This window comes from Paracoccus tibetensis, assembly GCF_900102505.1.
Classification (GTDB): Bacteria; Pseudomonadota; Alphaproteobacteria; order Rhodobacterales; family Rhodobacteraceae; genus Paracoccus; species Paracoccus tibetensis.
This window is the reverse complement of record NZ_FMVT01000006.1, coordinates 29,310-54,981: the sequence shown is the minus strand read 5'-3', so window position 1 is coordinate 54,981 and position 25,672 is coordinate 29,310. Positions and strand designations below refer to the sequence as shown.

30 protein-coding genes and 1 pseudogene are annotated in these 25,672 nt (G+C 70.4%); 3 read left to right on the top strand and 28 right to left on the bottom strand.

Annotated features, from left to right (window positions below):
- Nucleotides 1-89: 89 nt before the first annotated feature.
- The gene (locus tag BLP73_RS09740) at nt 90-425 is read left to right on the top strand and encodes a DUF952 domain-containing protein (RefSeq protein ID WP_090743296.1); all 336 of its coding nucleotides are present in this window, start codon (nt 90-92) and stop codon (nt 423-425) included.
- A complete protein-coding gene (locus tag BLP73_RS09735) occupies nt 422-1,486 on the top strand; it encodes a quinone-dependent dihydroorotate dehydrogenase (RefSeq protein ID WP_090743293.1) in 1,065 nt (354 codons plus the stop codon). The genes BLP73_RS09740 and BLP73_RS09735 overlap by 4 nt, the downstream gene beginning before the upstream one ends.
- On the opposite strand, the gene cysE is transcribed toward BLP73_RS09735, so the two are convergent.
- The 24 genes and pseudogenes from cysE to nth form a co-directional block, all read right to left on the bottom strand.
- Nucleotides 1,477-2,298, bottom strand: a complete 822-nt coding sequence (gene cysE / locus BLP73_RS09730; RefSeq protein ID WP_175453322.1) for a serine O-acetyltransferase — start codon at nt 2,296-2,298, stop codon at nt 1,477-1,479. The two genes, BLP73_RS09735 and cysE, sit on opposite strands and share 10 nt — an antisense overlap.
- An 86-nt stretch (nt 2,299-2,384) precedes the next feature.
- Nucleotides 2,385-3,095, bottom strand: a complete 711-nt coding sequence (locus BLP73_RS09725) for a DUF2793 domain-containing protein (protein WP_090743287.1) — start codon at nt 3,093-3,095, stop codon at nt 2,385-2,387.
- Nucleotides 3,085-6,969: pseudogene (locus BLP73_RS09720) on the bottom strand (baseplate multidomain protein megatron). Before BLP73_RS09720 ends, BLP73_RS09725 begins: the two are co-directional and overlap by 11 nt.
- A 24-nt stretch (nt 6,970-6,993) precedes the next feature.
- Nucleotides 6,994-7,425, bottom strand: a complete 432-nt coding sequence (locus tag BLP73_RS09715; protein ID WP_090743284.1) for an NlpC/P60 family protein — start codon at nt 7,423-7,425, stop codon at nt 6,994-6,996.
- On the bottom strand, nt 7,418-8,260 hold the full coding sequence (locus BLP73_RS09710; protein WP_090743281.1) for a DUF2163 domain-containing protein: 843 nt from the start codon (nt 8,258-8,260) through the stop codon (nt 7,418-7,420). The genes BLP73_RS09715 and BLP73_RS09710 overlap by 8 nt, the downstream gene beginning before the upstream one ends.
- Nucleotides 8,257-8,889 carry a DUF2460 domain-containing protein gene (locus BLP73_RS09705; protein ID WP_090743277.1) on the bottom strand — a complete coding sequence of 211 codons (633 nt, stop codon included), beginning with the start codon at nt 8,887-8,889 and terminating at the stop codon, nt 8,257-8,259. The genes BLP73_RS09710 and BLP73_RS09705 overlap by 4 nt, the downstream gene beginning before the upstream one ends.
- 10 nt (nt 8,890-8,899) lie before the next feature.
- Nucleotides 8,900-9,535 (bottom strand): phage tail tape measure protein, encoded by a 636-nt coding sequence (locus tag BLP73_RS09700; protein ID WP_245686620.1) that lies wholly within the window; start codon nt 9,533-9,535, stop codon nt 8,900-8,902.
- Nucleotides 9,528-9,779 carry a rcc01693 family protein gene (locus BLP73_RS09695; protein ID WP_090743271.1) on the bottom strand — a complete coding sequence of 84 codons (252 nt, stop codon included), beginning with the start codon at nt 9,777-9,779 and terminating at the stop codon, nt 9,528-9,530. The genes BLP73_RS09700 and BLP73_RS09695 overlap by 8 nt, the downstream gene beginning before the upstream one ends.
- Nucleotides 9,776-10,090 (bottom strand): gene transfer agent family protein, encoded by a 315-nt coding sequence (locus tag BLP73_RS09690; protein ID WP_090743265.1) that lies wholly within the window; start codon nt 10,088-10,090, stop codon nt 9,776-9,778. Before BLP73_RS09690 ends, BLP73_RS09695 begins: the two co-directional genes overlap by 4 nt.
- The gene (locus BLP73_RS09685) at nt 10,090-10,503 is read right to left on the bottom strand and encodes a phage major tail protein, TP901-1 family (protein WP_090743262.1); all 414 of its coding nucleotides are present in this window, start codon (nt 10,501-10,503) and stop codon (nt 10,090-10,092) included. The genes BLP73_RS09690 and BLP73_RS09685 overlap by 1 nt, the downstream gene beginning before the upstream one ends.
- A gap of 11 nt (nt 10,504-10,514) precedes the next feature.
- On the bottom strand, nt 10,515-10,934 hold the full coding sequence (locus tag BLP73_RS09680; RefSeq protein ID WP_090743259.1) for a DUF3168 domain-containing protein: 420 nt from the start codon (nt 10,932-10,934) through the stop codon (nt 10,515-10,517).
- Nucleotides 10,931-11,269, bottom strand: coding sequence for a head-tail adaptor protein (locus BLP73_RS09675; RefSeq protein WP_090743256.1), 339 nt, complete (start codon nt 11,267-11,269; stop codon nt 10,931-10,933). Before BLP73_RS09675 ends, BLP73_RS09680 begins: the two co-directional genes overlap by 4 nt.
- Nucleotides 11,269-11,883, bottom strand: coding sequence for a head-tail connector protein (locus tag BLP73_RS09670; RefSeq protein ID WP_090743252.1), 615 nt, complete (start codon nt 11,881-11,883; stop codon nt 11,269-11,271). Before BLP73_RS09670 ends, BLP73_RS09675 begins: the two co-directional genes overlap by 1 nt.
- Before the next feature lie 191 nt (nt 11,884-12,074).
- Nucleotides 12,075-13,238 (bottom strand): phage major capsid protein, encoded by a 1,164-nt coding sequence (locus BLP73_RS09665; RefSeq protein ID WP_090743249.1) that lies wholly within the window; start codon nt 13,236-13,238, stop codon nt 12,075-12,077.
- 115 nt (nt 13,239-13,353) lie between these two features.
- Nucleotides 13,354-13,884: an HK97 family phage prohead protease gene (locus BLP73_RS09660; RefSeq protein ID WP_090743246.1), complete on the bottom strand. Its 531-nt coding sequence runs from the start codon at nt 13,882-13,884 to the stop codon at nt 13,354-13,356.
- A gap of 3 nt (nt 13,885-13,887) precedes the next feature.
- Nucleotides 13,888-14,118 carry a GTA head formation protein, RCAP_rcc01685 family gene (locus tag BLP73_RS09655; protein WP_090743239.1) on the bottom strand — a complete coding sequence of 77 codons (231 nt, stop codon included), beginning with the start codon at nt 14,116-14,118 and terminating at the stop codon, nt 13,888-13,890.
- 4 nt (nt 14,119-14,122) lie between these two features.
- The gene (locus tag BLP73_RS09650; RefSeq protein ID WP_090743888.1) at nt 14,123-15,307 is read right to left on the bottom strand and encodes a phage portal protein; all 1,185 of its coding nucleotides are present in this window, start codon (nt 15,305-15,307) and stop codon (nt 14,123-14,125) included.
- A 144-nt stretch (nt 15,308-15,451) separates the two neighbouring features.
- Nucleotides 15,452-16,798 (bottom strand): DNA-packaging protein, encoded by a 1,347-nt coding sequence (locus BLP73_RS09645; RefSeq protein WP_090743236.1) that lies wholly within the window; start codon nt 16,796-16,798, stop codon nt 15,452-15,454.
- On the bottom strand, nt 16,749-17,111 hold the full coding sequence (locus BLP73_RS09640) for a permease (protein ID WP_139165927.1): 363 nt from the start codon (nt 17,109-17,111) through the stop codon (nt 16,749-16,751). Before BLP73_RS09640 ends, BLP73_RS09645 begins: the two co-directional genes overlap by 50 nt.
- Nucleotides 17,112-17,448: 337 nt before the next feature.
- Nucleotides 17,449-17,892 (bottom strand): hypothetical protein, encoded by a 444-nt coding sequence (locus BLP73_RS09635; protein ID WP_139165926.1) that lies wholly within the window; start codon nt 17,890-17,892, stop codon nt 17,449-17,451.
- 112 nt (nt 17,893-18,004) lie between these two features.
- Complete coding sequence (gene mltG, locus BLP73_RS09630) at nt 18,005-19,186, bottom strand: endolytic transglycosylase MltG (protein WP_175453321.1); 1,182 nt, start codon at nt 19,184-19,186, stop codon at nt 18,005-18,007.
- On the bottom strand, nt 19,186-20,448 hold the full coding sequence (fabF, locus tag BLP73_RS09625) for a beta-ketoacyl-ACP synthase II (protein WP_090743224.1): 1,263 nt from the start codon (nt 20,446-20,448) through the stop codon (nt 19,186-19,188). Before fabF ends, mltG begins: the two co-directional genes overlap by 1 nt.
- Nucleotides 20,449-20,621: 173 nt before the next feature.
- Nucleotides 20,622-21,650: an adenosine kinase gene (locus BLP73_RS09620; protein WP_090743220.1), complete on the bottom strand. Its 1,029-nt coding sequence runs from the start codon at nt 21,648-21,650 to the stop codon at nt 20,622-20,624.
- A complete protein-coding gene (nth, locus tag BLP73_RS09615; protein WP_090743885.1) occupies nt 21,647-22,309 on the bottom strand; it encodes an endonuclease III in 663 nt (220 codons plus the stop codon). Before nth ends, BLP73_RS09620 begins: the two co-directional genes overlap by 4 nt.
- Before the next feature lie 226 nt (nt 22,310-22,535).
- Here nth and BLP73_RS09610 point away from each other — a divergent pair, with 226 nt between their 5' ends.
- On the top strand, nt 22,536-23,201 hold the full coding sequence (locus tag BLP73_RS09610; protein ID WP_090743216.1) for a YiaD family glycine zipper/OmpA-like lipoprotein: 666 nt from the start codon (nt 22,536-22,538) through the stop codon (nt 23,199-23,201).
- 138 nt (nt 23,202-23,339) lie between these two features.
- Here BLP73_RS09610 and BLP73_RS09605 read toward each other — a convergent pair whose 3' ends face one another.
- The 4 genes from BLP73_RS09605 to BLP73_RS09590 form a co-directional block, all read right to left on the bottom strand.
- Nucleotides 23,340-23,915 carry a F0F1 ATP synthase subunit B gene (locus BLP73_RS09605; protein WP_090743213.1) on the bottom strand — a complete coding sequence of 192 codons (576 nt, stop codon included), beginning with the start codon at nt 23,913-23,915 and terminating at the stop codon, nt 23,340-23,342.
- On the bottom strand, nt 23,912-24,565 hold the full coding sequence (locus BLP73_RS09600; protein ID WP_090743208.1) for a F0F1 ATP synthase subunit B': 654 nt from the start codon (nt 24,563-24,565) through the stop codon (nt 23,912-23,914). The genes BLP73_RS09605 and BLP73_RS09600 overlap by 4 nt, the downstream gene beginning before the upstream one ends.
- 74 nt (nt 24,566-24,639) lie before the next feature.
- Nucleotides 24,640-24,876 (bottom strand): F0F1 ATP synthase subunit C, encoded by a 237-nt coding sequence (locus BLP73_RS09595; protein WP_090743205.1) that lies wholly within the window; start codon nt 24,874-24,876, stop codon nt 24,640-24,642.
- Between the two features lie 82 nt (nt 24,877-24,958).
- The gene (locus BLP73_RS09590; RefSeq protein ID WP_090743883.1) at nt 24,959-25,666 is read right to left on the bottom strand and encodes a F0F1 ATP synthase subunit A; all 708 of its coding nucleotides are present in this window, start codon (nt 25,664-25,666) and stop codon (nt 24,959-24,961) included.
- Between the last annotated feature and the right edge of the window lie 6 nt (nt 25,667-25,672).

The window sequence follows — 25,672 nt, the reverse complement described above, 5'->3', positions numbered from 1 at the left end:
CAGGGCGCTGTCAAACGTGCGGACATATTGCGTGACGGCGAGGTGACACTGCCCTTGACCGGGTGCCGCGCGACGCGGCAAATGCAGCCATGCTGCTGTTCAAGATACTCCGACCGGCCGAGTGGGCCGAGCTGAAGCGCGCGGGCGAGACTGCCGGCGCCCCCGTCGATGAGGCCGACGGCTATGTGCATCTGTCCACGGCCGAGCAGGTCGAAGGCACGCTGCGCAAGCACTTCGCGGATGAGGGGGATCTGGTGCTGCTCGCCTGCAGCGAAAACGCCATGGCGGCCGACCTGCGGTGGGAAACGGCACGCGGCGGCGCGCTGTTCCCGCATCTCTACCGCCCGCTGCGCATGACCGACGTGGTCTGGAGCCGCGATATGCCGATGGGCGAAAACGGCCACGTGTTGGGAGTGCTGGCATGAAGCTGATCGAGCGCGCCGGCCTCGCCGCCCTGCACCGGCTGGACCCGGAGCGGGCACATGACCTCTCGATCCGCGCGCTGGAGTTGGGGCTGGTGCCTCTGCCGGGCAAGTCGCCGACGAGCGATCTGCTGCGTGTGCAGGTGGCCGGCCTTGATCTGCCGAACCCGGTGGGGCTGGCGGCGGGCTACGACAAGAACGCCCGCGTCGTCGCGCCGCTGATGCGGGCCGGCTTCGGCTTCATCGAGGTCGGCGCCGCGACTCCGCGCCCTCAGCCGGGCAACCCCAAGCCGCGCCTCTTCCGCCTGACCGGAGAGCAGGCGATCATCAACCGCTTCGGCTTCAACAACGAGGGTGCCGGGGCGATTGCCGCGCGCCTGCGCCGGAGGCCGACGGGCGTGCCGGTCGGCCTCAACATCGGCGCGAACAAGGACAGCGCCGATCGGGCCGCGGACTTCGCCGAGGTGGTGCGCGTGGCAGGGGAAGCGGCGGACTTCCTGACGGTCAATGTATCCTCGCCCAACACGGAGAACCTCCGGGACCTGCAGGGGGCGAAGGCTCTGGCGGCATTGCTTGGGGGGGTACTGGCGGCGCGCGACGCGCTGCCGCAGCGGCGCCCGATCTTCGTGAAGATCGCGCCGGATTTGTCTGATGGGGAGATCGCGGAAGTCGCGGCGGTCGCGCGAGACCTTGGCATCGACGCGGTGATCGCCACCAACACGACGCTGTCGCGGGACGGGATCACGGGACCTCATGCAGGCGAGGCCGGCGGCCTTTCGGGCCGGCCCGTCTTTGCCCGCGCGACGCGGGTGCTGGCGCAATTGCACCGCGCCCTCGATGGCAGCATCCCGATCATCGGCGTCGGCGGCATCTCCAGCGCCGAAGACGCTTGGCAGAAGCTGCGGGCCGGCGCGAGCGCCGTGCAGATCTACTCGGCGCTGATCTACCAGGGCCTCTCGCTCGCCCCGCGCATCGCCGAGCAGCTCGACACGCGCCTGCGCGCCGAGCGGATGACCCTTCCCGAGCTGACGGGAAGCGGCGCCCAGGACCGGCTCTATCGGTAGTCCTCGGCGCCCAGCAGGTGGTTCATGCTGTGCGACGGCTCGGGGCAGCCGGCATCCCCGATGACCCGCGCGGGCACGCCCGCGACGGTCTTGCAGGGCGGCACCTCGTGCAGCACGACCGAGCCGGCGGCGATCCGCGAGTGCGAGCCGATGCGGATGTTGCCCAGCACCTTCGCCCCCGCGCCGATCAGCACGCCGTCGCCGATCTTGGGATGGCGATCGCCATCCTCCTTGCCCGTCCCGCCAAGCGTCACAGAATGCAGCATCGAGACGTCGTTGCCGACCGTCGCGGTCTCGCCGATGACGATGGAATGGGCATGGTCGATCATGATCCCCGTCCCGATCCGCGCGGCCGGATGGATGTCGACGCCGAAGCATTCCGAGCAGCGCATCTGCACGAAGTAAGCCATGTCGCGCCGCCCCTCCTGCCACAGCCAATGCGCCATCCGGTAGGCCTGCAGCGCCTGGAAGCCCTTAAAGAACAGGACCGGCTGCAGCAGCCGATGGGTCGCCGGATCGCGATCATAGACCGCCATCAAGTCCGCGCGCGCCGCATCGCCAAGCTGCGGCGAGGCGGCATAGGCCTGATCGGCGATCTCGCGCAGGATCTGCTCGGACATCTCGCCGGATGCGAGCTTCAGCGAGAAGCGGAAGGCCAGCGCGGCCTCGAGGCTGTGATGGTGCAGAAGCCCGGCGTGGATGAGCGAGCCGAGAAGCGGCTCGTCAGCGACGGCGGCGCGCGCCTCGTGCCGCAACTGCGCCCAGATGGCATCACGATCCGCCAGAAGTGGCGCTTTCGCGGCAGAGAGCATGGTCATGGTTCCGTCCACCCGGTCTTGTCCAGCCTACAGATCTAATACATCCGTGGCTCGGGAAAAAGACCGGGCGGGGCGGAAGCTTACTGCGGCAAACGCAGCTCCCACCAATGGACGGCGATGCGGATCGCCCCGCCCGTGAACGTGCCCCCCTCGGCGGTCACGATCACCGGCTCCGTCTGGTAGTAGGTCATGGGCGTGCCGAGCATGCCGCGCGCCCAAGAATCCCGCGCCTTGCCGAGCCCCTCGCCGAAGCGGTTCGTCGCCCCGGCCGTGCCCATGCGCCACGTCGCGGCCGTGCCCGTGATGGCCGTGCTGACCCGCGCGACGGCTCCGATGACCATAGAGCCGGCCGGGATGAAGACGTTGGTCACCATCGTGCCGCCCGGCGCCAGCGTCACCTCGGCCTCGGCCATGCCGGCCAGCATGCCGGAGCCGCTGGCGGACATGGTCAGGGCGCCCGCCATCCAGCTGATGCCGTCATGAACCGCCGGCATGCCGCGGTCCCGGATGAAGGCCCGCATCCCCTGTGCCGCCGCGGCAAAGACCCAGCCCCCGTTCGAGCCGATGGCGATGCGCCCTCCCTGCCCTGCCCAAGCGCCCTGCGCCTGCGCCGGCACGCCCCAGCACTGCCCGTCGAGCACGGTGGCCGGCGGCGTCGCCTGCGACGCACTCTCGAGGACGAGGTTCACCATCCCGTCGAGGCGCATCAGCGCCTCGTTCACCGTCACGTGCTTCTGAGCCTGCGCCGGCAGCAGGAGGGACATGTTCAGGCGCGCGGTTTCACTGGACATTGAAGTCTTTCCTTGCAAAGGGGCCGCGTCCGAAGACCTGCGACAATTGGGCGACCCGGACCGACATCCGTCCGGCTGCCTGGGCCTGTGACCAGAGACCTGCGGGGATCTCGAACTGCGGGACCGACTGCTGGCTTTCAGCAAGCAGCTGCGAGCCGTTCAGGACCTGCACCAGATACCGCTCCTGCTCTTCGCCAAGCGGGATGTCCGGCCCGTCCCATCCATCCGCGTCGATCCGCCCGCGCCGCACCCAGCTGAGCCGGCGGGCGTCGAGCCGCAGATGGCATGGCGCATAGGGCCGAAGTCCGATCCCGCGCGCGGTCGTGCTGCGGCTGCGATAGCTCGCGTCGTCCGGTGCGCGCAGCGCCGGGCCGATGCGCCAGAACCTCTCCTGCCCCCGCGCCGAGGGTGGCAGCTCGACCTGCCTCGGCCCCCCGTCCAGCAGCACGACGATGCTGCCGGCCGGCCAGGCCTGCGGCATGAGCGCGTCGGTGCCTGCCTGGCCCCGCAGGCGCTCGGTGATCTCCCACACGTTCGGCGCGACGAGCCGTGCCGCCCTGAACTGAAGGATCTCCCAGTTCTCCAGCGTGCCGTCGCCGATGGCGAGGGCGTTGCTGCCTGACAGAAGCGCGCGGTGCGTCACCGATTTCAGCGGGTCGCTCTGCAGGCGCAGCCGCAACGGCGTGCCGCGGTCGATCAGCCCGGGTCTTGCCCTCTCCAGGGACGTCAACGTCCGGCCGATGAGGGCGCGGCGTTCCAGCAGCAGGTTCAGCTCGAACCCCCCTTGCGGGTCGCCGGCGACATAGGCGGCGACGGTGCCCGGCCAGGGATGCGCCGAGACGGCAAGATGCGGCGCATGTGGAACCTCGTCGCCGCGCAGCAGCGGCAGGTCCAGGAAGACCGGCTGGACCGGGAGGGGCGGCTGGTAGCGCCGGATGCTGCCCTGCTCCTGGTGGCTGATCGCGGGCCGGTATACGCCGGCATCGACGCGCACCGCATCGATCACAAGCGGGCCGGAGCGCTCCACCCGGTCGATGCGCCAGCGTTGCGCGTCCGTGGCCGGCTGCTGGATGTCCACCACATCGCCCGGCCCCAGGTGGCTCCAGGACGGCGGCAACGCGAAGCGGGCCGTGTCGCGCGCCACCTCGGCCTCGGCCAGCCAGCGGTCCACGATCCCGCGCCCCTCTGCCCGCGTGAGCATCATCGCGAACTCGCTGTCCGCGACCGCCTTGCGCCCCTCGGTGGCGCGGCCGGCTTCGGCGGTGGCTGCGGTGTAGTCTCCGCCGGCCTCGACATGGGTCAGCCGCAAGCGCCCCGCCATCGAGGCCTCGGCCGCCCGGCTGGTCTCGAGCCCGGAGAGATCGCCCGCGACCGCCAGATCCTCGGGCGAGATCGTCGCGCGGCTCAGCGCGTCGCGCGAGACGAACTTCAGCACGCCGTCACGCTCGACGGCGTCGAAGCCATAAGCCAGCATCAGCGGCTGCAACGCCGCGCGGCCGCTCTCCTGCCCGGTCAGCGCGTAGCCGCGGACGACCCCCGAGATGTCGCGCACATCAATGGCCGTGACACCTGCCGCGCGGCAGATGTCGGTCACGAGCGCGCGCAGCGTGACGGCGCCTGCGCGCCCATTCAGCCAGTGCCCCCGGTCCCAGGCAGGCCCGTCGGACCAGAGATCTGGTCGGCCGGGAAAGGCGGGATAGGGCCGCGCGTCCCAGCACCAGATATGCGCCCGGTCCGGGTCGACCATGGGACGGCCATCGGTCATTCCCGGATTGTTCGTCGGATCGTTCCAATAGGCCATCGAGGCCTGGACGTAGGCCGCCTGGATCGCGTCGTTGCGCGTTCCGTTCGAGTAATGCGGCAGCATGCTCTCCGAGCTCATCGCGTCGAGGAACTTGTTCGGCTGGTTCGTCGCCTTGTCCAGTGCCGCGCAGCCCAGCTCGGTGAACCAGAACGGCTTGCTGCCGGGGACCCAGGCCGTGGCCTCGGTCTGCCGCACACCGCCCGGGCGGTTGTAGTGCAGGTTCTCCCACCAGCCGCGCAGGTCCTTGTAGCGCCAGACCCAGGCCTCGTCGTAGAAACCGTCGGTGATGGGCGTGCGGATCTGCGCATCGCGATGCGAGTCGCTGGCGTAGTACCAGTCGTAGCCCTCGCCCCCGGCGACGTTCGCCTTGAGGTAGTCGATGTTGTCGATCCGCTTCCAGCCCGCGTCCAGATGCGTGTCGCCGTCCCGCCAGTCGGAAAGCGGCATGTAGTTGTCGATGCCGATGAAGTCGATGTTGTCGTCGGCCCAGAGCGGGTCGAGGTGGAAGAACAGCTCGCCATTGCCGGGATGGTGGCCGAAATACTCGGACCAGTCGGCGGCATAGCCGATCTTGACCCCCGGCCCTAGGATCGCGCGCACATCGGCGGCAAGCGCCCGCAGCGCGGCGACAGCCGGGTAGCTGTTCTGCGCGCCGCGGATCTGGGTCATCCCGACCATCTCCGAGCCGATGAGGAACGCGTCGATCCCGCCCGCGGCTGCGGCCAGATGGGCGTAATGCAGGATGAAGCGGCGATAGGACCACTCGTCCGGGCCGCCATAGGTCACCCGGTCGCCCGAGCGCGCGAAGTCCTGCCGGCGCGCCTGCCCGAAGAAGCGCGCCACCTCCTCGGCTGCTGCCGCCGTCTTGTCCGTCGTGCCCTCACGTCCCGGCGCCACGCGCGTCGTGATGCGGCCGCGCCACGGCATGACGGGCTGCTCGCCCGATCCATAGGGATCGGGACGGCCGTTCCCCCTGATCTACTCCATCAGGATGAAGGGATAGAAGATCGCCTTGCGACCCGAGGCGCTCAGGGCGCGCAGCGCCTCGATCACCGACTGATCCGACGGCGTGCCGCCATAGATCGGACGGCCATCGACGCGCGCCACCTCCTGCGCCTCGGAACGGGTGATCCCGCCCGCGCGCCACGGCATCTCGGCCCCGTCGACCGAGGCAAACTCCACCTTGGGCTTGACCTTGCACTCGCCGATCCTGAGGTCGTCCCCGAACCAGGACACGATCAGCGACACCGAGCGGGCATTCGGCAGTTCTCGCCCCAGCACGTCCAGCGAGGCGCGGAAATCCGTCCCGCCCATCGGCGTGTTCACGTTGAAGCTGCGCGTCTCGCCAAGGTCCTGCTCGTGGTTGACCGGCGTTGTCGCAAGCGAGTATTCGCCCGTGCCGGGGATCAGCGCCACGGCACGCACATCGCGCGACAGGCCCGAGCCGTCGCGGGCGGGGCAAGTCACCTCGAAGCTCAGTTGCGGCATCCGGTTGCCCCAGCGCTCGAGGTTCAGGTTCTCCAGCACGAGATAGGCGATGCCGCGATAGGCCGGCGCTTCGGCACCCTCATGCGCGACGATGATCGGATCGGGCTGCTGGCTTTCGCCGCCGCGATAGACGCGCATGTTCAGATCCGAGGCGGCAAGCTCCTCGCCGTCCGCCCAGACCCGGCCGACGCCAAGGATGCGGCCCTCGCAAAGGGCCAGCGCCACCGAGAGCCGATAGCTGACCTGCGTGACGCGGGTCTTCGGCGCGCCCTTGCCGCCGCCGGCCTCCTCGGTGCGCGTCACCTCCTCCAGCGGAGAGGCCCAGATCACGTGGCCCGGCAGGCGCATCTGGCCCCAGATCCGCGGCACGGCCATGCCCTCGCCGGCCGTTTGCAGGCGCAGGCGGTCGATCCGCCCGGTCTCGACCGCCCGCGCTCCGGCGCCCAGCAGCCGCTGGTCGATGACACGGCCGAGGGCGGCACCGGCCGCACGGCCGATCACCGCGCCCGACAGGCCCAGCAACGTGCCGCCGAAGCCGGAGCCGAGCGAGGCGCCGACTGCTGAGAGGACGATCGTGGCCATCTGTGCTTCCTTCGTTGTGATGCGTCAGGGAAAGCGGAACCGCGCAACGATCCGCGCCTTCCAGGGCGGGGTCAGCGGGCTTTCGATGACGCCGTGGTAGGTGTAGGCGTGGATGAAACGCTGCGTGGCTCCGGCAACCGAGAGCAGGCCGAGATGCTTGGCGATCGCGCCCTCGCGCATCCGGAACAGCAGGACCTGACCTGCCGCCAGCTCGGCCTCGGCCGGCACGGGAACGAGGTGCCGCGTGGCCGCCTGCCACAGCGTCTCCTCGCCGCCGCACTCGGCCCAGTCACCGGTATAGGCCGGCGGCTCCTCGGGCTCGGTGCCGTTCAGCTCGCGCCAGATGCCGCGGATGAGGCCGAGGCAATCGGCGCCCGCGCCCTCCGCGGCCGCTTGGTGGACATAGGGCGTGCCCAGCCAGCGCCGCGCGATCGCAACCTCGGAGGGCTCATCCATGGCGGCTCCCGGCCTGCGGCGCGAGCAGCCAGTCCTCGCTCGGCAGATGCGGGAAGCCGCGGAAGTTCAGCAGGTTCTGGAACTTCAGCCGGCAGGTGGATGCGGACTTGTCGCAGCCCGCCAGCAGACGGACGCGGTCGCCCGGTTGCGGCAAGATCGGCAGGCCCGCCCAAAGCTCGATCTCGCGGCGCCCGCCCGGTCGTGCCGTGTCGTTCTTGATCGTGCCGCGCAGTCCCTCGGCGTCGCCGTCGAGCACCACGAGCTGCCCGCTCTCGAACCAGTTCGCGCCATAGGCGGGAAAGCCGGTGAACGAGAAGACGCGGCCCTCGCCGAGCCCCTGCACGGCGACCTCCGTGCTAAGCGTGGGCGTGTCCAGCGCGACCTTGCACAGCCCGTCGCCCAGTTCGGCCGTGCAGCGCGGATGGTAGATGCGGCCCTGCGGCGCGTTCAGCGGCTCGGAGAGCCCCCGCAGCTCGGCCCGGAACGCGCCGGCCGAGCGGGTCACCTCGCCAATGGTGCCGCGGAAGACAAGCCGGCGGCGGGCGACGTTCGCCCACTCGACCTCCCACATCCGCAGCGTTGCGCCGTCCCACCGGCCCGCGAGGATGTCGCGCTCGCTGATCGCATCGGCGCTCAGCGCGCCGGCGGCCTCGCTGTTGTCGACCGACAGGCCCGTGGCCTGCACGATGGCCCGCGCCGTCAGCCCTCGGTCAGGCCGGAACACGATCCCGCCGAAGCGCAGGACGCGGTCGTGGTCGGTGAACCCCAAGGTCAGCCCGTCGCCGCGCCGGATCGACCACGCGCGGGCGATGCCCGTCTCGGCCCCGCCGCTCATACCCGCACCTCGATCACCGGGATGTCGGGCACCTGTCCCGCCTGGAACGAGGCGACCGAGACCGCGATGCGGTCCATGTCGAAACGCACGGGCACGTCGAATTCGAACCCCGCAGTGACCTCGGCGCCTGTTTCGGGCGGCTGGTGGAAAGTGATGCGGCCCCGCCTGTGATCGACCGTGTATTGCGCATCGGGGAACTTCTCGTCGCCGCCGACGCCCGCACGCACGGTTCCCGCCACGGGCTTGCTGATCGGCCGATCATAGACCGTCTCGCCCGAGCGGTAGGCCTTGATCAGCTGGAAGACACGCCTCTGGCCATCGCCGACGGCGATCACCTGGTCCGCGAAGGCCGGAGCGGCCGACGGCAGGCAGCTCTTGTAGTCCGACCAGTCCTTCCACCGAAAGCCGTGCAACTGCCCTGCGCGCGCCTCGAAGAAGGCGACGACGGCCGCCAGATCGTCCATCGACCGCAACCCCATCCCGGCGTCATAGCGCCGGCGGGCATGGGCCCAGGGCGTGTTGCGCTCCTCGAAGCCGCTCGCCATCGCCACGATCTCGGTGCGGCGCTCGGGTCCGCCAACCGCCCCGAAGGACAGGTTGGCGGGAAATCTCACCTCGTGAAAGGCCATCGCCCCCTCCTCAGTTGTTGCGCTCGCCCTGAGCCATCAGCCGGCTCATCTGGGCGGCGATCTGCGATTGGCTGCGCTGGAAGCCGGCGACATCCGGGGTCGAGATGTTGAAGGTCACGTTGACCGCGCGCCCACCGCCGGCCGCCGCGACACCAAGCCGGCCATCCGCGCCGCGCCTCAGCGGCATGATCGCCTCGGCCCCCGCCTCGCCCAGAAGCCCGATCCCGCCGCGCATCGGAAAGCCGGTGGCCTGGCCGACAACGTCCCCGCCCACGGCCGTGACGCGCCCCTGCTGGAACGCCCCGCCCGCGGCAAAGGGCGTCATCGCCCCCGTCACCATGCCGGCAAGCCCACTCGCCAGCGCTCCTTCGATGGGACGCATGGCGATGCCGTAGACGCTGTCGACCAGCGCACGGCCGACGCCGCGCAGCGCGTCCGACAACTTGCCGCCGTCGAAGATCAGCCCGTCGAAGGCACGCCTCAGGCCGCTTTCGAGCCCGGAGGTCAGGCTGCCAACCTCGCGCGAGGTGTAGGCCATCGACTGGCGCAACCGCGACAGCTCGCCCTCGAAGGCGGCCGCCATGCGCGCGCTCTGGGCAAGATCATCGTCCAGTCGCTCGATGCCCTTGCCGGAAGCCTCATCCATCCGCATTGTCCTCTCCCAGTCCTGCATCCGCGGGCACGGCCGCGGGATTGTCGGGATATCGCTGCGACAGGCTGGCCAGCCGGTCGCGTGTCATCGGCACGGGCGCCGCCTCCAGCCCCATCATCACGGCCAGTTCGGCCGGCGTCAGCGCCCAGAACTGGTCCGGCGTCAGCCGCAGATCGTGCAGGCCGGCCCGCAGCAATCCCCGCCAGTCCAGCCCGCCCTGTTTGGCGGGCGGGCTCATGCCGGGCCCCGGAAGGCCAGGGCCAGCAGCTGGGCGGCCGCCCGCGCCGCCGCCATCGGACCGCCGGCAATGTCGGCCCGCAGCAGATCCTCGGTTCCGCCGATCCATCCGCCGCCCCGCAGGCCCGCGGCCAGGACGGCGATGACGTCGCTGCCGGTGAAGCGCGAGCTTTCGAACCGCTCTGCCAGATCCAGAAGGCTGCCGGCGCCCAGCTCATGCTCGAGCGCGGCCAGCGCGCCGAGCGTCAGCCGGGCGTTGCAGACCGCGCCGTCGAGGATCACCTCGACCTCGCCGCGCAGAGGGTTCGCCATCAGATCGCCACGAAGCTCAGCGCCCCGGCCGAGGCCAGCGCCAGCTCGTAGGTCGCCTCGCCGTTGTAGCTTCCCGAGTATTCGAGCGAGGTGATCTGGAACGCGCCCTCGATGCGCCCGAAATCGGGGATGATGACCTGGCAGCGCGGCGTCTCGCCGTCGAAGAAGGCCTGCCGCGCCCGCCCGTCCGTGTCCGCATCCCGGAACACGCCCGAGCCCGAGATCGAGGCGCTGCGCACGCCGGCGCCGCCCAGAAGCTCGCGCCAGCCGCCCTCGCTCTCCAGGCTGGTGACGTCCACCGTCTCGGCGTTGAAGGCCAGGCGCGTCGCCCGCAGCCCGGCGATCGTCTCGAAGGCGCCGTCGCCCGTCATGTCCATCTTGATCAGCAGATCGCGCCCGTTCTGTACAGCCATTTGGCTTCTCCTCAACCCAAATCAATGCGCGCCCGGAAGGTCAGGTCGACCTGCCGTCCCGCGCCGTTTCCCGTCCGGCGCGCCGCCGCGCGCAGGAACCACAATCCCGCCAGCCGCCCGCGGCTCAGCGCCAGCTGGCCTTGGTCCAGCGCATCGGCGACAGCCGCCGCGGCGTCCTTGACCGCCGAGAAGCCGGCGCCGTCGTCCGCGCCCGAAAGGACCGACACGACGAAGTCGTGCCGCGAACCGGCGGCCGTCACGTCGCCCGCATCGCGCACCTCCTCGGCCCCGAGCGCGACATGCACCCCGGCCGGCGGGTTTACCGGCATCGCGTCGAAGACGGCGTCGCCGACGATCTCGGCCACGGCAGGATCGGACCGCAGGTGCTGCCAGACCGCCGCCTGAAGCGCGGCGCTTGCCCCGTAGCTCATGCCTGTTCCTCCTCTCGCGCGAAGCAGTCGAGCCAGCGACCGGACCCGTCCCGTTCCGCCACCGCCTCAATCCGGAAGCGGCGCGTGCCCATGCGCAGGCGCTGGCCCGCCCGCGGCCGCCGCGGATCGCCCGCCTGCGCCCCGCGCACCGTGATGCGCCACTGCACCACGCTCACCATGCCGATGCCCTGCCCCGTCTCACGCGCCGAACGCGCGTCGAGCGCGGCCCAGAGGCGGCCCAGCTCCTGCCAGGCCAGCCTGTGCCCGCCGGCGCCGTCGGAGACGCGGACACCTTCCTCCAGCGTCAGCTCGACATTCAGCTGCGGCGCGTCCATCACCGCCCCTCCCGCGCGCCGCGGCCCGCCAAGGTGCGCACGGCACGCCACTTCTCGATCAGCGCGCTGACCCCGAAGGGCAGCGCCTGCCGGGCATGGGCGTCGTGGCGGTCCTCGTAATGGCGCGCCGCCAGCATGATCACGGCCTGCGCCAGATCCGCCGGCACCTGGTCCCAGCTGTCGCCGAACCCCGCCAGAAAGCGGATCGCGACCGAGCCGCGGCGCGGCACATGCGGCAGCACCACGCCCGTGGGCAGGATCGCCGGCCGTTGGCTGTCTGGGACCAGCCGCCAGCTGTCGGCCGGCAGTTCCGTCTCCTGCCCCTCGGCATCCTCGATGGCGATGCGCTCGACCGAGTGCACCGGCGCCAGCGGCAGCGACTGCCCCATCCGGTCCCGCCAGTCATCCAGTCGCATCAGAAAGCGCCGCTTCAGCAGCACCTTGCCCGTGCGCGCCTCGATCACGGCGATGGCGGCGCGCAGAAATCCCTGCAGGGCGGCAGTCTCGGCGGCGTCGTCAGGGCCGGCAAAGCCCGACCCAAGCCGCAAATGCGACCTCAGCGCGGCAACCGGCAGCACCTCCGCCGCAACCGCGGTCTCTTCAATCAGCATCATCTTGCGAACCTCCCGTCCTGCCGTCCGCACCTGTTCCAACCGGCGGGGCCCCATGCAGGGCCCCGCATCCTCGTCTCATGCGGGCAGGGGACACACCCGCGCGCCGACCATCAGCACGCGCGGACAGTGGCTAAGCCGGGACGGCCAGCGACACTGGCACGCCCCCTGCCCCTCGCCCTGGCCCCGAAGGGTCAGGCGAAGCGGAGCAGCTTGACGGCGCGGAAGTCGGTGATGCCGCCGCCGACGCGCTTGGTGGCGTAAAACAGCACATGAGGCTTGGCGCTGAAGGGATCGCGCAGCACGCGCAGGTCCGGACGCTCCACGATGGTGTAGGCCGAGCGGAAGTCGCCGAAGGCGATGGCCATTGCATTCGCCGCGACGTCGGGCATGTCCTCGCTGATCAGCACCGGGTAGCCCAGCAGCTGCGGGACCTGGCCGACCGTCAGCGCGTCCGCCCAGAGGAAGCGGCCCTCGGCGTCCTTCATCTTGCGCACCCGCGCCGCCGTCTTCGAGTTCATCATGAAGCTCGCATTGGTGCGGTAGGCCGCGCCGAGCGCGTAGATCAGGTCGATCAGGCAGTCGGCCGGGTTGTCCGGGTTGAAGTCGCCCGAGGCGCCGGTGACCACGAAGCCGACCTGGCTGTCGGTGGCCGTGGCGATGGGGGCGACCGGGTAGCGCAGGATGCCGCGGGGCTTGTCGGCGCCGTCGCCGTTGACGAAGGCGGCCGCCTCGGAGCGGGCGAACTTGTCGGCGATGCGCTCGGCCAGCCAGGCCTCGACGTCGAAGGCCGCGTCGTCCAGCAGGCGCTGGCTCGCCTTCGGCATGGCCGACAGCTCGTGGACCGGGATCGCGATGCGCTCGATGCCGCCCGTGGCCGTCTCGCCCGAGGCCGCCTCGGTCGCCCAGCCGGCGCCCAGATCGCCCTTGTCGACCAGCACCTCGTAGACCGAGCTCTCGACGGTCACGACATTGGCCAGCCGGCGCAGCGAGGCGCCCGAGCGCAGCACCTGCTGCACGGTGTCGGCGACCTGCGGCGCGGCGAGGAAGCCGCCGTCGCTGGCGACGGTCAGGCCCTTCTCCTCGACGGACAGGCCGCGCAGGCCGTCGTCATCGCCGCTGCGCAGATAGGCGTTGAACGCCTTCTGGTGCGGCGCCGCCGCCTCGGCCGTGCTGGAGAGGGGGGCGCGGCCCCGGAGGGCGGTCTTGCGGTCGATCATGGTCATGCGCTCTTCCTGTGCTTTGAGCTTGGTCTGAATGTCGTCGCGGAAAGCCTTGAGTTCGCCGACGAACCCCATCATGGCCCCCTTCAGGTCGGCGGGCATGTCCCCGCCGCCCGCAGCCTTCGCCTCGGTCATGCTTGTCTCCTCATCGCGGAAATCGGGGCCTTGGCCCCTGTTTGCGGACCGCCTCGGGGGCCAGTCCGAACCTCGCCGGCGCACCGCTGAAGGTGCGCCGCTCGCGCCGGGCCGCTCAGCCCAGGCGCAGCGCCTCGGCCGCTTGGGCCAGCACGGCGCAGAACTCGCGCATGTCGTCGGCGTCCTTGCGGCCGACCTTCGCCTCGGGCAGCATCGGGAAAGTCACCAGCGAGACCTCCCACAGCTCGACCTCCGCCAGCATCCGCCGGCCCTTCTGGTCGCGCTCGGCGCGCACCGTGCGGTAGCCGATGGAGAGCCCGTCGATCGCGCCCGCCTGGATCAGCGCCGCCGCCTCGCGCGCCTGCGCCACCTCGGGCAGCAGCCGGCCCTTGACCCACAGGCCCTTCTCGTCCTCGCGGATCTCGTCCCAGACGCCGATGGGCCGGGTCGGATCGTGCTGCCACAGCATCCGCACCTTGTCGCCCTTGCCCGCCAGCTTCGCCAGCGAGGCGCGGAACGCCCCCGGCATCACCGCGTCCCCACCCTGGTCGGTCAGGCCGAAGAGGCTCGCATAGCCCTCCATCACCTGCCCCTCCGACAGGACGGGCGGGCCGCCCGCGTATTTCACCTCAAGCCCCGGAACCATGCCTCAGCCTCCTTTCGGCGCAAACTCAAGTATCCCCTGCACGGCCTGCGTCAGGATCACCGCGACGACGCCGTAGACGGTCATCCACAGCCGCCGCTCCAGCCCCTCGATCATCGCCTCGATCCGCTCGAGCCGCTTCTCGACGGTACCGAACTGCAGCGCCATGATCCGCTCCTGCACCTCGAAGCGCTGCTCGTGCCACCCAGCCTCGCGCACGAAACGCGACCCCTCCATGGCCTCAGCCCTCGGCCAGAGGCGGCAGGCCCAGCAGCGCCCGCTTCTCGGCATCCGTCAGGAAGGCCGCCTCGCTGACCCGGCGCCACTGCTGGTCGCGCTCGTCCGACAGGGCCGGGACACGGTCCGGATCGGGCCGCAGCTCGATCTCGGCCCCCAGGTGCTCCGAGAGCCACCAGGCCATCGAGGCCGCAACCCGCGTCGCCAGCGGCAGCACCGTCAGCCGGTAGAAGGCTCGGTTCGCCTCGGCGTAGTTCGCATAGGTCGCATCCCCCGGTATCCCCATCAGCATGGGCGGCACGCCGAAGGCCAGCGCGATCTCCCGCGCCGCCGAGAGCTTCGTCTCGTGGAACTCCATGTCCGAGGGCGAGAAGCCCATTGGCTTCCAGTCCAGCCCCCCCTCCAGCAGCATCGGCCGCCCGGCATTGCGCGCGCCCTGGTGGTTCATCTCGATCTCGCCCACCAGGCGGTCGTACTGCTCGGGGCTCAGCACGCCCTGCCCGTCGATCCCCTTGTAGACGATCGCGCCCGAGGGTCGCGCCGCATTGTCCAAGAGCGCCTTCGACCAGGCGCTGGCGCTGTTGTGCACGTCCAGCGCCACCGCCGCCGCCTGCATCGGCGAGAGGCCGTAATGGTCGTCCTGCGGATGGAAGCTCTTGATGTGGCAGATCGGGTCGGGACTGCCGGTCATGTCGAAGCGGTGCTTGCGCCCGCCGACGGCGTATTCATAGGCGACGGGCCAGCCATCCTCGCCCGGCACCACGCTCATCCGGTCCGAGCGCAGGACATGCAGCTCGCCCGGAAGGCCGGCCGGGGTCAGCCCCACCGCCTCCAGATAGCCGTTGCCCGACAGCAGCAGCTGCCCCAGCAGCGCCTCCATCAGCTCGGCCCGCCCCTGGCCCGGATTGGGCCGGCGCAGGAGGTCGATGACCGGATGCGTCTCGTAGCGATGCTCGCGGTCCTCGCAGATCAGCGGCACCGCGGCCGCCGCCTCGGCGATCAGTTTGACGCTGCGAAAGCCGATCGGGTTGCCGACAAAGCCGCTGCGCGTCAGGCTGGCCGTGTCGCGCGCCGACCAGACCGCCCGGCCCGAGCCGCTGGCGAAGGCGACCACCCGCCCGGTGGCGCTGGCCTTCCTCTCCGGCACGGCAGGAGCCTTCTCCTCCCGCGAAAACAAACGAAACGCCATCCTCGCCTCCATCACCGGCACGACGAAGGGGCGGCCCGGAAAGCCGCCCCCTCATCTTCTGTGCCCAAATATCCTCAGGGGGTCCGGGGGCAGAATGCCCCCGGCTCTTGCTGTCTTCTGCGGGCAGAACGCCCCGGTTTTGCCTCAAAGGCGCCGCATCTGCGGACGCCGCCATCCGGCCGCCGGCTCGATCATCAGCTCGTGCAGCGCCCAGACCAGCGCATCCAGCCGGTCCGGACTGCCCGTGCCCTCGTAGCCCCGCACCGTCATCTGGCACATCTGGTCCTCGAGCGTGCCCAGCGTGCCGCCGCGCAGGTGCTTCACGCGCCCCTGCTCGTAGAGCGCCGCCACCGGCTCGGCCCGCAGGCCCTTGCCGCGCGTCGCCCGCAGCGCCTTGAACGGCACCAGGGGATCGACCTGCCGCACGACGCTCTCGACCAGATCGCCGCCCTGGTTCACCTCGGCCACCAGCCGCTCGGCCCCGTGCCGGTCCATCGCCGCGATGGCCGCGCGCGCCCAGTCCGTCGGCCCGCCGCGAATGCTGGCATCCTCCAACACATAGGCGCGCCAGTCCCGCGGCTCGCCCGACATGACGACGCCCGCCACCACGATCCCGCACTCGTCGCTCGCCCGCCCCGCCGTCACCGCCGGATCGACCGCGACGACCACCCGGTCGAGCTTCGGCACCTCGCCGAGGCGCGCCCCTTCCAGCATCGCCGTCGTCCAGAGCGCCCCTTCGACATCGTCGAGCAGCACCCCCTCCAGCTCCTGCCGGCCCAGCCGCGTGCCGCCGTAACGCGCCTCGACCTCGGCGAGAAAGCTCTCGGCCAGATAGGCGCGGTTTGCCTCGGTCGGCGCATGGGTCACCACGGTCGAGGCATTCGCCATGATCCGCTTCAGCACCCCCACATTACGGGGCGTCGTGGTGACGACCTGCTGGGGATGCTCTCCGAGGCGCAGCGCGAATTGCAGCATGTCCCAGACATCCTCGGCCTTCTTCCACTTGGCCAGCTCATCGACCCAGGCCGCGTCGAACTGCGGCCCGCGCAGCGCCTCCGGCTCATGGGCCGAATAGCAGGTGGCCGTGGCGCCGTTGGCCCAGACCAGCCGGCGCCGCCCCGCCTCCCAGACCGGCCGCCGGTCCGGGGGCGAGCAGGCCAGGATGCCCGACTCGCCGAAGACCATCACGTCGCGGACCTGGTCGAAGGTCTCGCCGACCAGCGCCACGCGATGGCACTGCCCCGGCGCCGCGGCGGACGGTCCCTCGACCATCCGCCGCACCCATTCCGATCCGGCGCGGGTCTTGCCCGCCCCGCGCCCGCCCATGATGACCCAAGACTTCCAGTCGCCCTCGGGGGGCAGCTGGTGCGGGAGCGCCCAGAACTCGAAGAGCCAGGGCAGCGACAGCAGCGCGTTCTCGGACAGCCCGCCGAGGAAGTCCTCAACCTCCTCCGGCGCGGCGGAGGCAAGCCAGGCGGCGCCCGACCTCATCTCGTGCGGCGTCAAGGTCGAGGCTTCCCCCTCCGACCCCGCCGGCGATATCCTTGCGAAGTTTGTCAACCTTGTTCCTCTCCTGCATCAGAAGCGAAATCGCGTCGCGGACCGTCCGGGCGGTCTCAACCGCCTTCTTCAGCCGCGCCGGCTCGATCTCGCGTGGGTCCGCCTGCGCCAGCTCTGCCTGATGCGCCCGCAGATCCTTCACGTAGTCCCAGAAGAGCCATTGCGCGACGGCGATCTCGTCCTCCTCGACGGGAGCGCCTTCGGCTTTCAGCGCGGCAAGATGCCCCGCCTGCGTGCCGGCCACGAAAGGTCCTTCGGGATCCCCGACCCCGCCCCAATCCATATCATTCATGCAATCTGCCCCGCCTCGTGTCCTGTCCGCACGAGCTCGAAACGAAAAAGCGGCGCGGGGTTGCCCCCGGCCGCTTGCCCATTTCTCCCAGCATGTAAACTTTCTACCCTAGGGCGTACGGCAAGTCAACGAAATCCGCATCACCCTGCGCAACGGCGCGAACTGTCGAATTAAAGCATGGGGTTAGCCGCGCAACACCAACACCGTGCACAACCAAGGGACGAGCAACGCATCCCGGCGAAACGGCGTGGCCGCCGCGACTCGCGACCGCAACGCCGGTGCCGATTCCTCAGCCCTTCCGGTTGGCGCGCGCCTCGGTCGCCTTGGCGATCGCATCGGCGGCCTCGCCCTGCATCTTCTGCGCGAACGAGACCATCTGCGCCGCATAGGCTTCGGCCCAATCGGCGAAGCCGGCGCTGTCCTTGCCGCCGCTCATCTTCATGGCCGCCGCGCGCATCTCCTCGCCCTGCTGGCGCAGCCGCTCGAACTGGCTTTCCCAGGCGGACTGCATCTGCGTCCACTGGTTGCGAACCTGCTCGCTGGCCTGCTCCATGTGGGCGCGCAGCTGCTGGTTCACCTCTTCCTGCCGCTGGACGGCCCCCTCCTGCCACTTGCGGGCCTGCTCCATCGCCTCTTCGCTGTTCTTGGACATCTCGGCCTGCCAGGCGCCCATGCGCTCCTCGAAGACGCGCGCGTTCTGGGCCAGCATCGCAAACATATCGGACATTTTCATCTTGGCTTCCTCCGGTCGAAGGGCGCCGCCGCGGCCGGGTGCCGCGACCAGACAGGAACGCCCGCCGCAAGCCTGCGGCGGGCGCGCCCTTTTGTCAAATCTTGTCGGTGCGTTACTCGTCGGTCTGCACGGGGCTGTCGGCCGGCAGGCCCTGCCGCCGCTCGATCTCGCGCCAGCGGGCGACGGCGGCATTGTGCTCGGCCAGCGTCCGGCTGAAGGCGTGCCCGCCCGTCCCGTCCGCGACGAAGAAGATGTACTCCGTCGTGTCCGGGTTCAGCGTCGCCCGGATCGCCGCGCGGCCGGGATTGGCGATGGGCGTCGGCGGCAGCCCGTCGATCTGGTAGGTGTTCCACGGCGTCACCCGGTCCAGTTCGGACCGGCGGATGCCGCGGTCGAGGATGCCGCGGCCCTCGGTCACGCCGTAGATCACCGTCGGGTCGGTCTGCAGCCGCATTCCCTGCCGCAGGCGGTTGACGAAGACGCTGGCCACCTGCGGCCGCTCGGCCGCGACGCCGGTCTCCTTCTCCACGATCGAGGCCATGATCAGCGCCTCCTGAGGATCGGCATAGGGCAGCCCCTCGGCCCGGTTCTCCCATTCGGCCGCCAGGATCGCCTCCTGCCGCCGCGCCATCTCGACGAGGATCGCGTTCCGGTCCCCGCCCCGGCTCAGCAGGTAGGTGTCGGGCGCCAAGCTTCCCTCGGCGGGGATCTCGGCGATCTCGCCGGTCATCACGCTCACCGCGTTCAGCGCCTCGACCACCTGCCAACTCGTCACGCCCTCGGCCATGACCAGGGACAGGCGGGCGCCCTCCTCGGCCTCGGCCGCCGCGATGGCCTCGGGCCGCTCGCCGGCGGCCGGGTTCCAGCGCGCCACTTCCTCATAGGCGCCGGTCTCGGGATTGGTATCGCGCAGGATCACCGCGTTCTCGCGCACGCCCACGCGCACCAGCACCTCGGTCCCGCAGGTCGAGGGGCCGCCGGCCGTGATGACGCCCACGATCTCCTCCATGCTCGCCCGCGGCGGCACGAGGAAGCTGCCGAACTTCAGATCGCCCGACTTGCCGATATAGTCGGTGCCCGCCCGGAAGATATAGGCGTTCGAGACCGCCCCCTGCGCCGCCAGCCGCTGGCCCACCGCGCCGAGGCTCGCGCCGGGCGCGATCTCGATGCATTGCGCGACCTCGCTCGGGCCCGGCCCGGTGAACTCCCGCTGCGCCCAGGCCACCGCCGCCGCCGCCGCCACCAGCAGCACGATCAGCAGCGTCAGCATGTTCGAGGCGAGGTTGCGCCAGATCATTCCGCTACGCGCCCCAGGATCAGGCTGGCATTGGTGCCGCCAAAGCCGAAGCTGTTGGACAGCGCCACATCGACCTTGCGCCTGACGGCCGCATTCGCCGCCAGGTCCAGCTTCGGCTCGACCGCAGGGTTGTCCAGGTTGATCGTCGGCGGGCAGATCTGGTCGCGGATCGCCAGCGTGCAGAAGATCGCCTCCACCGCGCCCGCCGCGCCCAAAAGATGCCCGATCGAGGACTTGGTCGAGGACATCACCGCGTTCCCCGCGTGATCGCCCAGCAGCCGCTCGACGGCGCCCAGCTCGATCGTGTCGGCCATGGTGCTGGTGCCATGCGCGTTGATGTAGTCGATCCGGTCCGGCGTCAGCCCGGCATTCTTCAGCGCCGCCTCCATCGCCCGATAGCCACCATCCCCGTCCTCGGACGGCGCGGTGATGTGGTAGGCATCTCCCGACAGGCCGTAGCCCAGCACCTCGGCATAGATCTTCGCGCCCCGCGCCTTGGCGTGCTCGTATTCCTCCAGCACGACAATCCCTGCGCCCTCGCCCATCACGAACCCGTCCCGGTCCACATCATAGGGCCGCGAGGCCGCCGCCGGATCGTTGTCCCGCTTCGTCGACAGCGCCTTGCAGGCGTTGAAGCCGGCGATCCCGATCTCGCTGATCGGGCTCTCGGCCCCGCCCGCGACCATGACGTCGGCGTCCCCGTAACGGATCATCCGCGCCGCATCCCCGATGGCATGGGCGCCGGTCGAACAAGCGGTGACGACGGCATGGTTCGGCCCCTTGAACCCGTAGCGGATCGAGACCTGCCCCGAAATCAGGTTGATCAGCGCCCCCGGAATGAAGAAGGGCGAGACCCGCTTCGGCCCCCGCTCCTTGATCAGCACCGCCGTCTCGGCGATCGAGGTCAGCCCGCCGATCCCCGAGCCGATCATCACGCCGGTCCGCAGCCGGCCCTCCTCGTCCTCGGGCATCCAGCCGGCGTCTTCCACCGCCTGCTGCGCCGCCGCCATGCCGTAAAGGATGAAGTCATCGACCTTGCGCCGGTCCTTCGGCTCCATCCAGTCGTCGGGGTTGAACGTCCCGTCCGAGCCGTCGCCATAAGGGATCTCGCAGGCATATTTCGTCACCACGTCCTTGGGATCGAAGCGCGTGATCGGCCCCGCGCCCGAGCGTCCGGCCAGAAGCCGCTCCCACGTCGCCTCGACCCCCGAGGCCAGCGGCGTGACCATTCCCAACCCGGTGATGACAACCCTGCGCATGCGCCCATCCTTCAGCTGCTCTTGTCTGCGCCGTGATACACGCGCCCCTTGCAGCGCGCAACGCCGGGCCCGTGCGACGCCGATCCCCTGCCCAAGCTGGCGCCGCCTGCTTTGGTCCCGAAATATCCCGGGGGGTGCGGGGGGCTGGCCCCCCGCGGTCGCGGGACGCAAGCCTAGACCAGCCCCTCCGCCCGCAGCAGCGCGCGCACATCCGCCTCCGGCCGCGCGCCCACATGCGAGATGACCTCGGCGGCCGCGATGCAGCCCATCCGCCCCGCCGCCTCCAGCGGCGCGCCGATCGCCAGCCCGTGGATCAGCCCCGCCGCGAACTGATCGCCCGCCCCGGTCGCATCGACCGGCACGACGCGCCGGACCGGCGCCACCGCCCGCTCGCCCCCGCGGATCAGGATCGCGTCCTCGCCCGAGCGGGTGCAGATCACCATCCCGCAATCGGCGCTGGCCAGCCGCAGCGCCTCCTCCAGATCCTCGACCTGGTAGAGCGCCTGCCACTCGTGCACGTTCCCGATCACGTAATCCATCGGCCCGGCGACCAGCCGCCGGAAGTCGGCGCGGTGCCGGTCCACGCAGAACGGGTCCGACAGCGCGATCCCGGCCTGCCCGCCGGCGGCATGGCAGCACTCGGCCGCCTTGAGGAAGGCCGCCTTCCCCTTGTCCTTGTCGAAGAGATAACCTTCGAGGAACAGCCAGCCCGCCCCCTCGAAGACCTCCGGCACGACATCCTCCGGCCCCAGCTCGGCCGAAATCCCAAGATAGGTGCTCATCGAGCGCTCGCCATCCGGCGTCACCATGATGATGCTGCGCGACGAGGGCAGCGCCGCCCCCGCCACCGGAGCGTTGACGAAGCGCGTCCCCGCCCCCTCGGTCTGCGCCGCATAGGCCCGCCCGATCTCGTCATCCGCCACCAGCCCGATGAAGGCCGTCCGCAGCCCCAGCCCGCCGATCCCGGCCAGCGTGTTCGCAACGCTCCCCCCGGCGATCATGCGGCTGCCCTCACGACGCGCTGAATGGTCATTGGCCTGCGCCGCCATCAGGAACTCGGACCGTTCGCGCTCGACCAGCTGCATGATGCCCTTGGTGATGCCCAGCTCGGCCAGCCGCGCCTCCTCGGTCGGCGCGATCACGTCCATCACGGCGTTGCCGATGCCGATCACGTAGGGCCCGTTCTTCGGGGGGCTGCTCATGCGGTCTTCTCCTCGTAGGGGCAGAGATCATGGATCGGGCAGACCGCGCAGCGCGGGCGCCTCGCCTGGCAGATATAGCGCCCGTGCAGGATCAGCCAGTGATGGGCATGGGTCTGGAACCGCGCGGGCACGTTGTCCTCGATCGCGCGCTCGACCTCGTCCACGTCGCGGCCGGGCGCGATGCGGGTGCGGTTGCCGACGCGGAAGATATGCGTGTCCACGGCCTGCGCCGGATGGCCGAAGGCGCAGGAGAGAACGACATTCGCCGTCTTCCGCCCCACGCCCGGCAGCCGCATCAGCGCCGCCCGGCTGTCGGGCACCTCGCCGCCGAACTCCTCGACCAGCAGGCGCGACAGGGCGATCACGTTCCTGGCCTTCTGCCGGAAGAGGCCGATGGTCTTGATGTGCTCGGTCACCCCCTCGAGGCCCAGTTCCAGCATCTTCGCGGGCGTGTCGGCCACCGCAAAGAGGCCCCTGGTCGCCTTGTTCACCCCCACATCCGTCGCCTGCGCCGACAGCGCCACGGCGACGACCAGCGTGAAGGGGTTCACGTAGTCCAGCTCGGTCTTGGGCGCAGGATTGGCCTCGTGCAGACGCGAGAAGATCGCGACCTGCGCGGCAAAGGGCAGCGGCGGGGGGATGCGGGTGCTGGCGGGCATGGTCCCCCGCTTCTGCCGCCAGCGGCCCGCGGGCGCAAGCCCGACGCTGTGGCCCATCCCCGTCCGCCGGCCATTTTCGGCGCATTTCCAGCGCCTTCACCGAAACTTGCCTTCCCTTTGATCCGGAACTGCGCCAGCTTCACCGACGTTGGACGGCAGCCCGGGATCGGGCGGTCACATGATCATGGCGCGCCCCTTGCGCGCCGACCCAAGGAAAGGGAGCCCGATGAAACTCCGCAACACCACCATCCTCGCCGTCTGCGGCCTGATGGCCCTCGGCGCCTGCGCCGACCCGAACACCGGCACCGGCGTCGGCGGCCTGTCCCGCACGCAGCAGGGCGCCATCGCGGGCGCCGCCACCGGCGCGATCCTCGGCGCGGCCCGCGACGACGACAGCAACAACGAGGGCCGGGACGCGGCCCGCGGCGCCATCGTGGGCGGCATCGTCGGCGCGGTCGCCGGCAACATCCTCGACCGCCAGGCGCGTGACCTGCAGCAGTCGATCTCGAACCCGAACGTCCAGGTCGTCAACCGCGGCGACTACCTGCAGGTCGTCCTGCCCGAGGGCATCCTCTTCGCCACCGGCTCGGCCGCCGTCTCGGGCGTCGCGCAGCAGGACCTCTATGCCGTCGCGCGCAACCTGAACCAGTATCCGAACAGCGTGGTCCAGGTCGTCGGCCATACCGACAGCACCGGCACGCAGGCGATCAACCAGGACCTCTCGCAGCGCCGCGCGCAATCGGTCGCGGGCATCCTCGCCGCCGCGGGCGTCGCGCAGAACCGCCTCTCGGCCACGGGCGTCGCCGCGTCCCAGCCTGTCGCCTCGAACGACACGGCCGCGGGCCGCGCCCAGAACCGCCGGGTCGAGATCCTGATCCGTCCGACGCGCTGAGCGCCGCCGCCACGGCAGCGACAAGGGCCGGGAGGTATCCCGGCCCTTTTTCATGCCTGCCCACCGTAGTCGCAGCGCAACGAAAAGCCCCCGCGCAGGGGCTGCGCGGGGGCCGGATCACTGTCAGTTGTCGAAGGCTCAGTTCAGCCGGCGCGCCACGTCTTCGATGGCGTCGTCGATCCCGGCCGAACGTTGCCCCGCCCGCACCTGCGCGGCGAGGATCTCCGAGGCCGCGGCCACGGCGGTCGCGACCGCCCGGTCGCGCACCGCGCGCACGGCGTCCTTCTCGGCGCTGCTGATCTGGTCCTGCGCGGCCTGAAGCCGGCGGTCGATCGAGCGGCGCAGGTCGTCCTGAGCCTTGGCGGCCTGCGCCTCGGCCTCGCGGCGGGCGCCGGTGACGATGGCCTCGGCCTGGGTCTTCACCTCGCGCTGGCGCCGCTCGTAGCTGGCATAGATCTCCTGCGCTTCCTCGCGGAGGCGGCGGGCCTCCTCCAGGTCGCGGCGGATGCCGTCGGCGCGCTTGTCCAGCAGCCCGGCCAGAAGGCCCGGCACCTTGAAGTAGACCAACACCCCGATGAAGACGAGGAAGGCCAGCAGGACGATGAAGTCCGTGTTGCGTAGCGAGAAGAACGGCCCGGTCGCGGCGGCGGCGGGAGCCGCGGCCAGACCCGTGACGAGGGCAGAGGCGGTCGCGGTGGCGATCAGGCGGTTCATTGCATCGCCCCTTTCATGCGGCTGTCCACGGCGGCAGTGACCGCCGCGTTGTCGGCGTTCCCGCCGAAGGCCGCGACCAGCGCCGCCGTCACCTCCTGGGCGACCTCGCGGGCGTCGGTTTCGGCCGTGGCGCGGATCTCGCGGATGCGCGTCTCGGATTCGGCCGTGCGGGCGGCGATCTCGGCATCGGCGCGGGCGATGGCGTTGTTCAGCTCGGCCTGGATCTCGGCGCGGTTGGCGGCGACGATGCGCTGCGCCTCGCCCCGCGCTTCGGCCAGCGCCTTGTCATAGGCAGCCTCGGCCTCGCGGGCGCGCTGCTTGAATTCTTCGGCGGCCATCAGATCGCCGGTCATGGCGCCCTGACGGTCGGACAGGACCGCCGCGATGCGCGGCAGGGCCACGCGCGACAGGACCAGATACAGAACGACCAGGGTGACGACCAGCCAGAAGATCTGGTTGCCGAAGGTGGTGATGTCCAGCTGCGGAAGGCCGGCGCCTTCTGCCGCGGAATGGGCCGCGTCCCCATAGACGGAATGGGTTTCGGCGCCGTGGGTCGCGCTTTCGGTGATGATGACGATCTCGTCACCCGCTCCCGGCGCCTCAGTGGTCTCGGCCGCGGTGGTGGCGGCCCCTTGCAACAGGCTGATCATATCCTACCCCATGGCCTTGAAAGTCACGAAGGGGTGGGGGCATGGCCCCACCCCGCCGCAAGGATGGCCGAGGATCAGACCGCGAACATCAGCAGAAGCGCGACGAGGAACGAGAAGATCCCCAGGGCTTCCGCAAAGGCCATGCCGATGAACAGCGTGGCGGTCTGGCCGGCGGCGGCCGACGGGTTGCGCAGCGCGCCGGCGAGGAAGTTGCCGGCGACGTTGCCGACGCCGAGGGCGGCGAAGCCCATGCCGAAGGCGGTCAGGCCGACGCCGATGTACTGGCCGAGTTCTGCGATATCACCGGTCATGTTAGTCTCCTTGCGGTTTTGGGTTTGGTGATTTCAGGGGATGCGGTCCCGGCACCCGGGACCGCCCGAAAGGCGGCAGACGTCAGTGCGACGGGTGCAGCGCATCCTTGAGGTAAACGCAGGTCAGGATGGTGAAGACATAGGCCTGCACGAAGGCGACCAGCACCTCGAAGGCATACATCCCGACGACTGCGATAATGGCGACGGGCGCGACGGCGGCGATGGCCGCGAAGCCCGCGAAGACCTTGATGACCGCGTGACCGGCGATCATGTTGCCGGCAAGACGGATGGAGAGGCTCAGCGGGCGCACGAAGTAGCTGATGACCTCGATCACGGCCAGGATCGGGCGCACGGCCAGCGGCGCCGAGCGGATCCAGAACAGGTCGAGGAAATGCGCGCCGTTCTTCACGAAGCCGATGATCGTCACGCCCAGGAACACGGCCATGGCCAGGATGCCGGTCACCGCGATGTGCGAGGTGACGGTGAAGGCCATCGGCACCAGCCCCAGGAGGTTGGCGAAGACGATGAACATGAACAGCGTCAGCACATAGGGGAAGTAGCGCAGCCCGTCCTTGCCCGCGATGTCCTCGATCATCTTGTAGACGAGGCCATAGGCCAGTTCGGCCACCGATTGCGCGCGGTTCGGCACGATGGCGCGGCCGCGGGTGCCCAGGACCAGCACGGCAATGGCGGCCAGCGCCGTCAGGAACAGCCACAGCGTCACGTTCGTGGGCGTGTACCAGGCCACCGCGCCGTCGCCGAAGAGCGGGCGGACCACGAACTGGTCCATCGGGTG